This window comes from Terrabacter sp. P5_B1 (assembly GCF_056400505.1).
On record NZ_JBFULD010000152.1, the window covers coordinates 1 to 13,138 of the forward strand.

At 70.8% G+C, this 13,138-nt stretch carries 16 protein-coding genes, 3 tRNA genes and 1 pseudogene; 13 read left to right on the forward strand and 7 right to left on the reverse strand.

Annotated features, from left to right (window positions below):
• Positions 1-32: 32 nt before the first annotated feature.
• The gene (locus AC1DP0_RS12220; protein ID WP_478084832.1) at positions 33-1,256 is read right to left on the reverse strand and encodes a cupin domain-containing protein; all 1,224 of its coding nucleotides are present in this window, start codon (positions 1,254-1,256) and stop codon (positions 33-35) included.
• Positions 1,257-1,279: 23 nt separating this feature from the next.
• Positions 1,280-1,495, reverse strand: a complete 216-nt coding sequence (locus tag AC1DP0_RS12225; RefSeq protein WP_478084833.1) for a BatC protein — start codon at positions 1,493-1,495, stop codon at positions 1,280-1,282.
• A 111-nt stretch (positions 1,496-1,606) separates the two neighbouring features.
• Here AC1DP0_RS12225 and AC1DP0_RS12230 point away from each other — a divergent pair, with 111 nt between their 5' ends.
• A complete protein-coding gene (locus tag AC1DP0_RS12230; RefSeq protein WP_478084834.1) occupies positions 1,607-1,810 on the forward strand; it encodes a hypervirulence associated TUDOR domain-containing protein in 204 nt (67 codons plus the stop codon).
• A gap of 9 nt (positions 1,811-1,819) precedes the next feature.
• Here the strand turns inward: AC1DP0_RS12230 and AC1DP0_RS12235 are convergent, their stop codons facing one another.
• Positions 1,820-2,641, reverse strand: a complete 822-nt coding sequence (locus AC1DP0_RS12235) for an MBL fold metallo-hydrolase (protein WP_478084835.1) — start codon at positions 2,639-2,641, stop codon at positions 1,820-1,822.
• Between the two features lie 59 nt (positions 2,642-2,700).
• Between AC1DP0_RS12235 and AC1DP0_RS12240 the strand changes: the two genes are divergently transcribed.
• The 7 genes from AC1DP0_RS12240 (at position 2,701) to AC1DP0_RS12270 (ending at position 6,415) form a co-directional block, all read left to right on the forward strand.
• Positions 2,701-3,621, forward strand: a complete 921-nt coding sequence (locus AC1DP0_RS12240) for a hypothetical protein (protein WP_478084836.1) — start codon at positions 2,701-2,703, stop codon at positions 3,619-3,621.
• A 127-nt stretch (positions 3,622-3,748) separates the two neighbouring features.
• A tRNA-Thr gene (locus AC1DP0_RS12245) sits at positions 3,749-3,821 on the forward strand.
• A 61-nt stretch (positions 3,822-3,882) separates the two neighbouring features.
• Positions 3,883-3,959 (forward strand) — tRNA-Met (locus tag AC1DP0_RS12250).
• 169 nt (positions 3,960-4,128) lie between these two features.
• Positions 4,129-4,299, forward strand: a complete 171-nt coding sequence (rpmG, locus tag AC1DP0_RS12255) for a 50S ribosomal protein L33 (RefSeq protein WP_034801502.1) — start codon at positions 4,129-4,131, stop codon at positions 4,297-4,299.
• Between the two features lie 123 nt (positions 4,300-4,422).
• The gene (locus AC1DP0_RS12260; protein WP_478084837.1) at positions 4,423-4,869 is read left to right on the forward strand and encodes an FAS1-like dehydratase domain-containing protein; all 447 of its coding nucleotides are present in this window, start codon (positions 4,423-4,425) and stop codon (positions 4,867-4,869) included.
• Entirely contained in the window at positions 4,869-5,324 is a 456-nt protein-coding gene (locus tag AC1DP0_RS12265) for a MaoC/PaaZ C-terminal domain-containing protein (protein ID WP_478084838.1), read from the forward strand. The genes AC1DP0_RS12260 and AC1DP0_RS12265 overlap by 1 nt, the downstream gene beginning before the upstream one ends.
• Positions 5,325-5,341: 17 nt before the next feature.
• Positions 5,342-6,415 carry a UDP-N-acetylmuramate dehydrogenase gene (locus tag AC1DP0_RS12270; protein WP_478084839.1) on the forward strand — a complete coding sequence of 358 codons (1,074 nt, stop codon included), beginning with the start codon at positions 5,342-5,344 and terminating at the stop codon, positions 6,413-6,415.
• 71 nt (positions 6,416-6,486) lie between these two features.
• On the opposite strand, the gene AC1DP0_RS12275 is transcribed toward AC1DP0_RS12270, so the two are convergent.
• From AC1DP0_RS12275 to AC1DP0_RS12290, 4 genes and pseudogenes are all read right to left on the reverse strand, one after another.
• Positions 6,487-7,179, reverse strand: a complete 693-nt coding sequence (locus AC1DP0_RS12275; RefSeq protein WP_478084840.1) for a hypothetical protein — start codon at positions 7,177-7,179, stop codon at positions 6,487-6,489.
• Positions 7,180-7,304: 125 nt separating this feature from the next.
• Positions 7,305-8,333 carry an adenosine deaminase gene (locus AC1DP0_RS12280; RefSeq protein WP_478084841.1) on the reverse strand — a complete coding sequence of 343 codons (1,029 nt, stop codon included), beginning with the start codon at positions 8,331-8,333 and terminating at the stop codon, positions 7,305-7,307.
• A 76-nt stretch (positions 8,334-8,409) separates the two neighbouring features.
• Complete coding sequence (locus AC1DP0_RS12285; protein WP_478084842.1) at positions 8,410-8,931, reverse strand: DUF5709 domain-containing protein; 522 nt, start codon at positions 8,929-8,931, stop codon at positions 8,410-8,412.
• A pseudogene (locus AC1DP0_RS12290) lies at positions 8,928-10,348 on the reverse strand (PLP-dependent aminotransferase family protein). Before AC1DP0_RS12290 ends, AC1DP0_RS12285 begins: the two are co-directional and overlap by 4 nt.
• A 16-nt stretch (positions 10,349-10,364) precedes the next feature.
• On the opposite strand from AC1DP0_RS12290, the gene AC1DP0_RS12295 reads away from it, so the two are divergent.
• The 5 genes from AC1DP0_RS12295 (at position 10,365) to rplA (ending at position 13,136) form a co-directional block, all read left to right on the forward strand.
• Positions 10,365-10,437: transfer RNA gene (locus AC1DP0_RS12295), tRNA-Trp, on the forward strand.
• Positions 10,438-10,552: 115 nt separating this feature from the next.
• Entirely contained in the window at positions 10,553-10,822 is a 270-nt protein-coding gene (secE, locus tag AC1DP0_RS12300; RefSeq protein ID WP_478084843.1) for a preprotein translocase subunit SecE, read from the forward strand.
• Between the two features lie 82 nt (positions 10,823-10,904).
• Positions 10,905-11,774 carry a transcription termination/antitermination protein NusG gene (gene nusG, locus AC1DP0_RS12305; RefSeq protein ID WP_478084844.1) on the forward strand — a complete coding sequence of 290 codons (870 nt, stop codon included), beginning with the start codon at positions 10,905-10,907 and terminating at the stop codon, positions 11,772-11,774.
• A 95-nt stretch (positions 11,775-11,869) separates the two neighbouring features.
• Entirely contained in the window at positions 11,870-12,301 is a 432-nt protein-coding gene (gene rplK, locus AC1DP0_RS12310) for a 50S ribosomal protein L11 (RefSeq protein WP_188032349.1), read from the forward strand.
• A gap of 121 nt (positions 12,302-12,422) precedes the next feature.
• Positions 12,423-13,136: a 50S ribosomal protein L1 gene (gene rplA / locus AC1DP0_RS12315; protein ID WP_478084845.1), complete on the forward strand. Its 714-nt coding sequence runs from the start codon at positions 12,423-12,425 to the stop codon at positions 13,134-13,136.
• The last annotated feature ends 2 nt before the right edge of the window (positions 13,137-13,138 follow it).

Sequence of the window (13,138 nt, forward strand, 5' to 3'; positions counted from 1 at the left end):
CCTCTGCCACCTCGAGTGGCCATCTTTGCCCGTCAGTCGTCGGCGAGGACGACCAGGCCGGCGAGCAGGAGTCGCCGGGCGAGGTCGAGACCGACCATGTCGGCGCGCAGCACCCCGCCCGCGACGAGCGCGACGAACGTGCCGACGTCGTGCGCATCGACCGGGAAGTCGGCAAGCCGGCTGCGCAGGGTCGCGGGGCCGTGACCTGAAGGGACCAGACGCGCCCCAACGTGCGGCCGGAGCACGAGTGAGGTGTCCGGCTGAAGCGCTTCGGCTGCCGCCACCTGGGCCAGCGGCCCGATGGGGGCGGGACGCTGAGTGCCACGGGCTCGCGCCTCGAGGGCGTCGACCACGGCGGCCGGCTCGATCGCGTCCAGCGCGCGCACCAGGGCGGCGCGCACCAGGTCCACGTCCGGGGTGATGGCGTCGTGGTCGAAGCCCGTCGGTGAGACGTCGAGCGAGGCACGCACCCGCTCGTCGCGGCTGGCGGCTGCAAGGGCGAGCGAGACGAGCTCGTCCGCGACGTGGCGTCGGGTCCAGACATGGACACCGAGGGTCAGGTGGGTGCTGACGCCGCCCGCGGCGGTCGCCGAGTGGATCCACCCGCGGGGGAGGTAGAGGACGTCACCGGGGCGGAGCGTGAACTCGAGGTCCGGCGCGCGCCGCCCGGCCTCCTCGATCTCGAGGCGGTGGTCCGTCCACGGCTCGTCCCGCAGCGGTGCCTGGTGGACGGGCGACCTGACACGCCAATGCTTCTCACCCGCCATCTGCAGCACGAAGACATCATGGACGTCGTAGTGGTCGCTGAAGCCGGTGCTTTCACTCGGGGTGACGTAGGCGTTGGCCTGGACGGGGTGGCCCAGCTCCCCCGCGAGCTGCTGGGCGAAGTCGATGAGCGGACCCCAGGTGCGGTGCAGCCCCTGCAGCACGAGGGTCGCTCCGCTCGCGAAGAGGCTGAGCAGCTTGTCGTCGCTCACCTGGTCGGCGACCGAGGCGCCGACCCCGCCGCCCTGGGTGAACTCCCGGTCGCCGAGGGTCCGGCCGTTCTGCGCGACCCGGAGGAAGGGGGCGCGAAGGCCGCGCCGCGAGACGAGCTCGTCGACCGAGCTCTCGTCGAAGAGCTCGAGCAGCCCTCCGGGCAGGTCGGATGCTCGAGTGACCACAGGCGTGTGCGCCCAGTGGTCGCGGGCGAATGTGTCCGCGTCGAGGGCGACCAGGGACTGGAGCGCCGAGTGCCCACGCTCTTGCGCGGACACTCGGCTCGTCGTGCCAGCGGACATCAGATCGAGGTGGTCGGGTCCGCTCCGGCCCCACCGTCGGCGCCTCCGTCGTGGGTGCTGGTGTCGGCTCCGCCGTCAGCAGGGCCCTCAGTGTCAGCGTCGGTGTCGGCGCCGCCGTCGGCGCCACCGTCCTCGGCGCTCGTGTCGGCGCCCCCGTCAGCGGGCCCCTCGGTCGTCGGGTCGTCGCTCACGGGGTCCAGCGGGTTGTCGCTCATGGCTGCTCCTCCAACAGGTGTGAGGCGGCGCCGGACGACGCCGTCGCTCGTGCACCTACCCGGTCGAGGCGCCTCTGGCACAGACGGGCCAGGCGTGCTGTGATCGGGGCCATGGCGATCAGCAAAGGCGACACCGTCCACTGGAACACCTCGCAGGGCCGCACCACTGGCACGGCCGTCGAGAAGCGCGTCTCCGAGTTCACCTTCGACGGCCAGCAGTTCAAGGCGTCGAAGGCCGAGCCCTACTGGATCGTGGCGTCGAGCAAGACCGGTGCGAAGGCCGCGCACAAGGAGTCCTCGCTCGACGGCGAGTGATGCGGTCACTCACGTCAGGTGGTCGAAGTCTCCCCGCGCCCACGCCGCGTGGCGGTCCGCCGAGCGTCGGAGCACGGCCTTGGCGTCCGACGGCACGACGGCGCCGAAGTTGTTGTAGAGCCGGTCGAAGTGCAATCCCTCGAGCTGGTCGGCGATGCGCTGGACCACGTTGCCCGACAGAGGAATCCGGTTCGGATAGCTGCGCATGAAGCTCACCGACCGGCGGTCCGGGTTGGGGAAGACGGCGTCGCCCGCGAGGAGCACGCCCCGTCCCTCCGCGCCCGCTGTCCACTCGACGACGGCCTGTCCACGGAAGTGCCCACCCACCCGGTGGAGGGTGAGTCCGGGTGCGACCTCCCGCCGTTCGTCGTAGAGCTCGACGAGCGGGTCCCGCCGGCGCACCCACTCGGCGTCCGGGGCCGCGACGAGGACCGGCACGCGGCCGAGCGCCCGGGCCCACTCCGTCTGGACGCCGTACATGTGCGGGTGGCTGGCGGCCACCGCCAGCGTCGGCCCGAGCGACCGCACGAAGTCCAGCGCCGCCTCGTCGACGTAGCCGACGCAGTCGAAGAGCAGCACGCCCTCAGGGGTGCCCACGGCCATCGTCTGTTGGCCGATGCCGACGGCCGGCGTCGCGCACAGGCCCCAGAGACCCGTCTCCACCTCCGAGACGGTGATCCGGGTCCCGGCCTCGCGCAGCTCGCCGACGGTGGTCCAACGCTGCCCGTCCTCGGGCACCCACTGCCGCTCGTCCTCGCAGACGGCGCACTCGACGGGCGGCGTGGGCAGGTCGTCGGTCTCTACGGCACACGTGGCACAGATCCAGATCACCCGCCCAGACTGCCCCTTCGTGACGGGCTGTACCAGCCGGTTTGCGGAAGGATGCAAGGGTGATCCTGCACCTGCGCGCCGCCGTCGAGCAGTTGTATGCCGTCCCGCCCGCTCGCTTCACCCCGCTCCGTTCCGAGCTGGTGGCCGAGGCGAAGTCCGCCGGTGAGAAGGACCTGGCGACCTCGATCGGTGCGCTGCGCAAGCCGACGGTGGCCGCCTGGGCGGTCAACCACTTCGTGCGCGAGCACGGCGAGGAGGTCGGCGAGCTCCGGTCGTTCGCCGACCTGCTCCGCGAGGCACAGCGCACCCTGGACGCCGACCAGCTGCGCCTCCTCGGACGCGAGCGGGCCAAGCGCGTCGACGCCCTCGCCGACCGCATCGCCGAGGTCGCGGCGCAGGAGGGGCAGAAGCTCGGTGCCGGCGTCGCCCAGGAGGTGCGCGAGACGCTGACGGCCCTCATCGCCGACGAGGAGGCCGAGGCGTCGGTCCTCACCGGGTCCCTCGTCAAGGCCCTCAGCTACTCCGGGTTCGGCTCCGTCGACGTCGCGGACGTCGTCGCCCTCGGAGAGGTCGGGGACGAGGGGCGCGACGACAGGGCGCCGCGGCCGTCGCTCTCCGTGCTGCCGGGAGGGGGAGGCGATCCCGTCGACCTCGAGGAGCGGCGCCGCAGCCGTCGGACCGCCGAGCGGGCGCGGCTCCAGTCGGCGCTCGAGACCGCCCGCGCCGAGCTGCGGGCCGCCGACCGCCAGGTCGCGGTCCTCACCGCCCGCCAGGAGGAGGTCACGGAGGGCATCGCCGACCTCGAACGGCGACTCGCCACCGCGAGAGCGCGGCTCGAGAAGGTGACGGGCGAGCTCGACGAAGCAGGCGGCATACGCGATCGGCGAGAGCGGGAGGAGGCCGCGGCGCAGGAGGCGCTCGACGCCCTTGACGAGACCCGGGACGAGACCCGGGACGATGGCCGTGGCGACGATCGGTGACGGGCCTGCGGGGGACACCCCGCCGGGGGCCTCGATTTCGTATCCTCGGCGCCGACCGTGTAGTCTCGCCGTCGCACAACAGGTCGACCTGAAGGCGTTTTCGTGACGTGTTCTCGGTGTCGGCCGTGCCCCAATAGCTCAGTCGGCAGAGCGTTTCCATGGTAAGGAAAAGGTCTAGGGTTCGATTCCCTATTGGGGCTCTGGTCGGTCGGTCTCCGGTCCGGGTCGCAGCCGCGGCGCGGCCGGAGGGCGACAGCCCATGGCGGGGTAGCTCAGCTGGTTAGAGCGCACGACTCATAATCGTGAGGTCGCGGGATCGAGCCCCGCTCCCGCTACCACTTCCGCGCGCAACGGATTCGATTTCTCGAATCATCGGGGTGTCGCGTAACCTTGGACGTCGCGCCTGCGTGTCACTCCGGGATGCTGCCCGGAACGCGTGACGCGCCGCGCGACTCCCGTCGCAAGACGACCGAACACCCGAGTACGTTCCCGAAAGAGCAGGTTGCCGTGGCCAGCAAGAGCACCGACGTCCGTCCCAAGATCACGATGGCGTGCGTGGACTGCAAGGACCGCAACTACATCACCAAGAAGAACCGTCGGAACAACCCCGACCGTCTCGCGATGAACAAGTTCTGCCCCAAGTGCGGCAAGCACACGGAGCACCGCGAGACCCGCTGAGCACGACGCCCGTCGACCGCTCCCTCGGCCCACCCGGGCCGGGGGAGCGTTGTCGTTCCTGACGTCGGCGGGGTGCGGTGGACGCGGCAGGCTCACGTCGGCGCGGGTCGATAGGGTGCCCGTATGCCGGTGAACGCAGACTTCCAGGGCCGGGTCTACCCGCCCACCGAGACCTATCGGGTCAGTGCCGCCAAGATCCGCGAGTTCGCCGAGGCGGTCGGGTCCTCCGACCCGGTGCACGTCGACGCCGACGTGGCGCGAGCGCACGGCTACGCCGACGTCATCGCGCCGCCGACGTTCGCGGTGCTCATCGCCCAGCAGTGCGACGCGCAGCTGATCCGCGACCCCGAGGCCGGCATCGACTTCTCCCGCGTCGTCCACGGTGAGCAGCGCTTCACCCACCACCGGCCCCTGACGGCCGGCGACGCCGTCGTCGGCACGTTGCACGTCGACACGGTGCGCGAGACCGGTGGCCACGCCATGGTCACGACCCGCACCGAGCTCGCCACCGAGCAGGGCGAGGCCGTCTGCACCGCCACGTCGACCATCGTCATCCGAGGAGGCGAGTGATGACTGCCCAGCAGAGCACCCCGACGCCCGCGACCGTCCGTGCCTTCTCCGAGGTCTCGGTCGGCGAGGCGCTGCCCCCGCTGACGGTCCACGTCGACCGTGCCCGTCTGGTGCAGTACGCCGGGGCTTCGCTCGACCGCAACCGCATCCACTGGGACGAGCGGTTCGCCAAGGAGGTCGGGCTGCCCGACGTCATCGCCCACGGGATGTTCACGATGGGTTCGGCGGTCGCCCTCGTCACCGACTGGGTCGGCGATGCCGGGCGCGTCGTCGAGTACGGCGTCCGCTTCACCAAGCCGGTCGTCGTGCCCTACGAGACCGGGGCCGACATCGAGGTCTCCGGCGTCGTCAAGGCTGCCGACCCCGAGACCCGGCGCGTCACGGTCGAGCTGACGGCGACCTGCGGCGGCGACAAGGTCCTCGGCCGCGCCCTGGCCGTCGCCGTCCTCGACTGAGGCGGCGGGTCCACCTCGTGCGTGAGCAACACGACGTCCCCCTGTCCGACCTCACGACGATGCGGGTCGGCGGCCCGGCGTCTCGTCTCGTGACCGTCGAGACCACCGACGAGCTCGTCGACGCCGTGCGCGAGGTCGACGACGCCGACGAGCCTCTGCTCGTCCTCTCCGGTGGCTCCAACCTCATCGTGTCCGACGACGGCTTCGACGGCACGGTCGTGCACGTCGCCACCTCCGGCATCACTCCCGAGTCCGCTGACTACTGCGGGGGTGCGGTGGTCCGGGTCGCTGCCGGAGAGGTGTGGGACGACGTCGTGGCCCGAGCCGTCGTCGAGGGTTGGGCCGGTGTCGAGGCGTTGAGCGGGGTTCCGGGGTGCACGGGGGCCACCCCCGTCCAGAACGTCGGCGCCTACGGCCAGGACGTCTCGCAGACGATCGCCCAGGTGCGCACGTGGGACCGGCAGGAGCAGGCCGTCCGCACCTTCCCGAACGCGGAGTGCGCCTTCACCTACCGCCACTCGCGCTTCAAGGGCCACTCGCGCTACGTCGTGCTGGACGTCCTCTTCCAGTTCGAGGTCGCCGACCTCAGCCGACCGGTGGCGTATGCCGCCCTGGCGAAGGGTCTGGGGGTCGAGCTCGGCACGCGCGTCCCCCTCTCGGACGCCCGCGACGCGGTCCTCGAGCAGCGCCGGGCCCGCGGCATGGTGATCGACGACGCCGACCCCGACACGTGGTCCTGCGGGTCGTTCTTCACCAACCCGATCCTCACTCGCCGGGAGTTCGACGGGCTAGACGAGCGGGTCGGTGAGCGGCTCGGCTGGGAGGGGCCGACCGCGCCGCGCTTCCCCGAACCCGACGGCCGGCTCAAGACGAGCGCGGCCTGGCTCATCGAGCACGCCGGTTTCGCCAAGGGTTTCGGGCTGCCCGCGCCGGCGGCGCTGTCGACGAAGCACACCCTGGCTGTCACCAACCGGGGCGGCGCGACCACCGACGACGTCCTCGCCCTGGCGCGGCAGGTGCGCGACGGGGTGCATGACGCGTTCGGGGTCACGCTCGTGAACGAACCCGTCATCGTCGGCGAGCAGCTCTGAGGCATGCCGAGCCTGTCGTGCGCCGGAGGGTCCGACGCAGGCGCGGACCCTGACCGGCACGGCGTCGAGGGCTACTTCGTCAGCGTGACGGAGAAGGTCTTCGGCGGGAGCTTCTTGCCGGTCGTGCTGACGGTGTAGGGCGGCCTGTTGAAAGCCAGGCTCAACGCGCTTGTGGTGCCGCGGTTGACCTTGAAGAAGATCCACCCGCCGGTCCTCTGGGATCGGCTGGCGGCCTTCAACGGGGTGGCGCCCCACCGATTGGCGAACTCGGACGTCGGGGCGACCGTCTGGGCCGGACTTGCGGCCACGAGGGAGAGCATCGAGGGGGAGATCGAGGCGGAGTAGCGCGAGCCTGCTGTGAGGGTCACCAAGACGCCCACGATCTCGAACTGCTTTGCGCCGACAGGCTGCCCGGCAGGCCACGAGAAGCGCCGCACGATGCGGTTGACGGTGATGGTGTGTCCGAGATCAGGGTCCTTCATCGTTGCCGTGATCGCCGTGGAGACCGCCCGGTCGACGGGCGGAGTCACTTGGGTCGACGCGGTCGGCGCGGTCGGCGCGGTCGACGCGGTCGACGAGGCCGAAGGGCTGGTCGAGACCGGGCTGGTGGCGGTCGGTGCGGTCGGGTCCGCGGTCGCGGCGGATCCCCCGCTGCACGCCGCGAGCGCGACGACGGGGGCGACGAGACGGACGACGGCGAGACGTCGCAGCTGGGCGCGGGAGGCGGTCGATGGGCGTGCGGGGGCAAGGGCAGAAGTCTTCATCTCCCCTCCAGCATGACCGGGCGCACCGATCCTGAGCAAACTCGACGGGCCGCGGCGACCGCCCTGACCACCTGGTCGCCGCCCGTTCCGTCCGCGTACGACCCGATCGTGGGGCGCGGTCGACGTCACGCCGGAGCGGCGAGCCACGCGTCCACGTCGGCGAGCGCAGCCTGCCGCAGGGAGGGCGGCATACGGCTCCCCTCGAGGGAGCCTCGAGCGAGGCGTGCCAGTTCGGCGTCGTCGAGACCGAGGTCGCGGGCGGCGGAGTACTGCGCGAGCAGGCGCGTGCCGAAGAGCAACGGGTCGTCCGCCCCGAGAGCCACTCGGATGCCCGCGTCGATGATGCGACGCAGTGGCACCTCGCCGGCGTGGGTATAGACCCCGAGGGCGACGTTGCTGCCCGGGCAGACCTCGAGCGTCACGCCGGCCTCGGCGACCGCGTCGAGCACCTGGGGGTCCTCGACGCTGCGCACGCCGTGTCCGATGCGGTCGGGGTCGAGGTGCTCGAGCGTCTCCATGACCGACTGTGCGCCGAGCAGCTCGCCGCCGTGGGGCACGAGCGCGAGGCCGGCGCGCCGCGCGATGGCGAAGGCCGGCGCGAAGTCGGCGACGAGCCCCCGCCGCTCGTCGTTGGACAGCCCGAAGCCGACGACGGCCCCTGCGTCGTCACCGGCGTGGTGGGCGGCGAGCCGGGCGAGCGTCCGCGCCTCGAGGGGGTGGCGCATCCGACTCGCCGCGACGACGAGGGCCACCCCGATCTCGCCCTCCGCAGACACCTTCCGGGCCTCGTCGAGCACGATCTCGAGGGCCGGCGTGATGCCACCGACGAACGGGGCGTACGACGTGGGGTCGACCTGTAGCTCGAGCCAGCGGGACCCCTCGGCCACGTCGTCCGCAGCGGCCTCACGCACGATGCGACGCATGTCGGCCTCGCCGCGCACGCACGCCCGGGCGGCGTCGTAGAGCCGTTGGAAGCGGAACCACCCGCGCTCGTCGGTGGCCTTGGCCAGTCGCGGCGGCCAGTCCCTGACGAGGGCGTCGGGCAGTCGGATGCCATGCGTCGCCGCGAGGTCACGCACCGTGTCGATCCGCATCGACCCCGTGAAGTGCAGGTGCRGGTGGGCCTTGGGGAGGTGCCGCACCGAGCGTGTCATGCGCGTCAGTGTGTCACCCCCCGCGGGGTCGCCCTCCGCAGGCGACGCCGGGGTCGCCAGGCGTCGTGAGGCGTGCTCAGACGTCGTCGGGCTCGACGGCGATCTCGTCGACGACGTGCATGGCGGCCTCCTCAGCCGACGCCCCGGCGCCGTCGACACMCACGTCGCTGGCCCAGACCTGCTTCTCGTCGTCCTCGTGGGCGCCCTCGTCGTCCGCGACGAGGCGGCCGGCGCGCTCGTCGCCCACCTCGTGGTCACCGAGCCAGTCGTCCTCGGCGTCGATCGAGTCGGGGTCGTCGCCGCCGACGCGGTCGCCATCGAGGCCGCTCTCGTTGTCGGGAGCGCCGTAGGCCGAGTCCGGGTCGGGCACCTCCTGGCGGATGCGCTCGTCGATCGTCTCGTCGACGGACTCCTCGTAGGCGGTCGTGCCGTGGGCGGTGACCCCCTGCGGGCGGTCGTTGGGGGAGTAGCCGCGGTCGAGCACGTCGTCGAGGTCGCCGTCCTCGAGGGTGTCCTCGGGCTGCAGCTGGTCCTCGTCGTCGACGCTGTAGGTCGTCAGGTCGTCGGAGATGTTCTCGTTGGGACCGGTGTCGCTCATCGCGAGACTCCTTCGGTGGCAGGGTTCGTGGCGTCGTGCTCCGACGCTGTCGCGCCGTCGCCCCCTGCCCCTACCCCCGCGGCACGCTCGTGCGTCAGCTTCTCGGCGGCGGCGAGGGCGACGCAGGTGGCCACGCCGGCCATGGCCGTGCGCACCTCGTCGAGCACCGGGAAGGTCGGCGCGAGGCGGATGTTGCGGTCGCGGGGGTCGTTGCCCAGCGGGAAGGACGCGCCGGCGGGCGTGAGCGCGATGCCGGCCTCCTTGGCGAGGGCGACGACGCGTGAGGCGGTGCCGTCCAGCACGTCGAGGTTGACGAAGTAGCCGCCGGTCGGGTGGCTCCACTCGGCGACGTCGAGACCGTCGAGGCCGGTCGTCAGGGCCTCGTCGACGGCGGCGAACTTCGGCGCGATGATCTCGCGGTGCCGCCGCATGTGCGCCCGGACGCCATCGGCGTCGCGGAAGAACTCGACGTGACGCAGGTGGTTCACCTTGTCGGGCCCGATCGAGCCCATCGCGAGGTGCCCGAGGTACCACTTCACGTTGGCCTCGCTGGCCGCCAGGACGGCCACACCGGCGCCGGCGAAGGTAATCTTGGAGGTCGACGCATACATGATCGGTCGGTTCGGGTGTCCGGAGGCGGCGCAGAGGCTGAGGATGTCGGCGCTCTTCGCCTCCTCCTCGGTGAGGTGGTGGAAGGCGTAGGCGTTGTCCCAGAAGATCGTGAAGTCGGGTGCTGCGGCCGGCATGGCTGCCAGGCGCGCGGCGACCTCCCGCGACACGACGGCGCCGGAGGGGTTGGCGTAGGTGGGGACCAGATGAAGCGGACCTTCTCCTCCCGGTTCCAGGGCTGCGGGGAGTCCACTCCGCCGAAGAGGAGGAAGTCGACGATGGTGCCGTACATCATCGTCAGGCTCGAGTTGCCGCCGGCGACCACGTGGGACGGCTCGACCCAGAGCAGCTCGGCGAAGATCTCGCGCAGCTCGGCCAGCCCTTCGAGACCGCCGTAGTTGCGCACGTCGACACCGTTGCGGTCCTTGGTCGACGTGGGCAGGTGGAGCAGGTCGTTCGCGAGGTCCAGCTGCGCGGCCGACGGTTTGCCCCGCGTCAGGTCGAGCTTGAGATTGCGCGACTCCAGCGACGCGTAGGCTGACCTCTGCTCGGCGAGGAAGCCGGCCAGGTCGTCGTCGGACAGGGACGCGAGGGAGGTGCGCGGGTTCGTCACGTCTCGATCCTGCCACTGCCTCAGTGTCCCCGGGCGCCCGAGTCCGTATGCCGGGTCGCTGGTCTCGAGAGGGTCCACCGAGGGCGTCGCAGGGGTGTTCCGGGTCGGTTCGCGCTGGGACGTGTCCGTCCCGTATGATCGTCCCTCGGACGGCTTCGCTGGCCATGCTGACGCATGCCGTCCCACCGAAGACACCCAACGTCCTCGGTGAAGGGCAATAGCTCAATTGGTAGAGCACTGGTCTCCAAAACCAGCGGTTGGGGGTTCGAGTCCCTCTTGCCCTGCGCATCCCAGTGATGTGGTCGTCGTGCAAGGCGGCACGCGGCTTCTGCCCAGACGTGGGACACCACGCGTCCGGGCTCCTGTCGCGGGTCGACACCCAGGCAGAAAGAAGGAATCGTGACGGAGACGAGCGCCAAGCGCGGGTCCGGCCGGGCCGACAAGGCTCGCGGCGGCAACCCCGTCTCGCGTCTCTTCGGCGCGATCAGCCTCTTCGTGCGCCAGATCCTCGACGAGCTGCGCAAGGTCGTGCGTCCGACGGGACCTGAGCTCGTGCGCTACACGACCGTCGTGGTCGTGTTCGTCGTGATCATGATGGCGCTCGTCTCAGGGCTCGACTTCGTGCTGAGCCGGCTGGTCTCCTGGCTCTTCACGGGTTCGCCGACCTGACGCACCAGTCCTGCGGCCCGCGTCACGGATGTCACCGCCAGCCCGCACCGGCTGGTCCACGAACATGGAAGTAGGTCAGAGCGTGTCCGAGCAGTTCGCCCACGAGGGCGCCCCGAACGGCGAGAGCACCGAGAGCGACGTCGTCGACCCCGCGGTCGAGACCGACGACCTCTCGGCGTCCGACGTCGAGTCGGGTGCTGGGGACACCGACTCCGACGCGAGTGACGTGAGTGACGACCTCGAGGCCGGCGCCGAGTCCGAGGCATCCGACGAGTCCGACGAGGACGCCGAGGACGCCGGGGACGCCGAGTCCGACCACGCGGAGCCGGCTGCCCAGGGCAGCGGTGACCCGGTCGCGGACTTCAAGGCCGACCTGCGCAGCCGCTTCGGCGACTGGTTCGTCATCCACTCCTACGCCGGCTACGAGAACCGCGTGAAGGCCAACCTCGAGACGCGCATCCAGACCCTCAACATGGAGGACTTCATCTTCGAGATCGAGGTCCCCATGGAGGAGGTCACCGAGATCAAGAACGGCCAGAAGAAGCAGGTCCGCCGCGTCCGGATGCCCGGATACGTCCTCGTCCGCATGGACCTCACCGACGAGAGCTGGGGCGCCGTGCGCCACACGCCGGGCGTCACCGGATTCGTCGGCAACGCGCACCAGCCCGTGCCGCTGTCGATCGACGAGGTCTTCACGATGCTCGCGCCGACCTTCGAGGCCGCTGCCGGCGCCGACGGCGCGGCCGCGTCGGGCACCGGCGCTCCCAAGGACGTCCGCGTCGTCGACTTCGAGGTCGGCGAGTCCGTCACCGTCATGGAAGGGCCCTTCGAGACCCTGCCCGCGACGATCTCCGAGATCAACCCCGACACCCAGAAGCTCAAGGTGCTCGTCTCCATCTTCGGCCGGGAGACCCCGGTCGAGCTCTCCTTCGCCCAGGTCGCCAAGATCTGAGCGAGGTCCCACCACGTTCGGTGCGGCATCCCGCTCCGGCATGCAACCGGGTCATCGCCCATGGCGTCGGTCCACAACGAAGAAGGTAGGCACCCATGCCCCCCAAGAAGAAGGTCTCCGGCTTCATCAAGCTGCAGATCCAGGCCGGTCAGGCCACGCCCGCCCCGCCCGTCGGCCCCGCCCTGGGTCAGCACGGCGTCAACATCATGGAGTTCGTCAAGGCGTACAACGCCGCGACGGAGGCCCAGCGCGGCAACGTCATCCCGGTCGAGATCACGGTCTACGAGGACCGCTCGTTCACCTTCGTGACGAAGACCCCGCCGGCCGCTGAGCTCATCAAGAAGGCTGCTGGCGTCGCCAAGGGTTCCGGCGAGCCGCACAAGACCAAGGTCGCCAAGCTCTCGCGCGACCAGGTCCTCGAGATCGCCCGTCAGAAGATGGAAGACCTCAACGCCAACGACGAGGAGATGGCGGCACGCATCATCGCCGGCACCGCTCGCTCGATGGGCATCGACACCGAGCTCTGAGCCCAGCTCCGAGCTCGACGTCACCCCGGCCGCACGGCATACGGACCGTATGCCGTCGGCCACGTGGGAGGACCAGCGCTGGTCCGCACCACGACTCCACCACCACGCAAGGAGCAGTTCCATGAAGCGCAGCAAGAACTACCGCGCAGCCGCCGAGCTCGTCACGGCCGGCAAGGTCTACGCCCCGCTCGAGGCCGTCCGCGTCGCCAAGCAGACCGCCAAGGCAAAGTACGACGAGACCGTCGAGGTCGCCATGCGACTCGGCGTCGACCCCCGCAAGGCCGACCAGGCCGTCCGCGGCACGGTCAACCTGCCGCACGGCACGGGCAAGACGGCCCGCGTCCTCGTCTTCGCCAACGGCGACAAGGCCGAGGCCGCCCGTGAGGCCGGCGCCGACCACGTCGGCTCGGACGACCTGCTCGAGAAGGTCCAGGGTGGCTGGCTCGACTTCGACGCCGTCGTCGCGACCCCTGACCTCATGGGCAAGGTCGGTCGTCTCGGCAAGGTGCTCGGCCCGCGCGGCCTCATGCCCAACCCGAAGACCGGCACCGTGACGATGGACGTCGCAAAGGCTGTTGCCGACATCAAGGGTGGCAAGATCGAGTTCCGCGTCGACAAGCACGCGAACCTCCACTTCATCATCGGCAAGGTGTCCTTCGACGAGGCCAAGCTCGTCGAGAACTACGCCGCCGCGCTCGAGGAGATCCTGCGTCTGAAGCCGGCCAGCTCCAAGGGCCGCTACATCGAGAAGGCCACCGTCTCCACGACGATGGGCCCGGGCATCCCGCTCGACTTCTCCAAGACGCGCAACCTCCTAGAGGAGGAGCAGGCCTGACC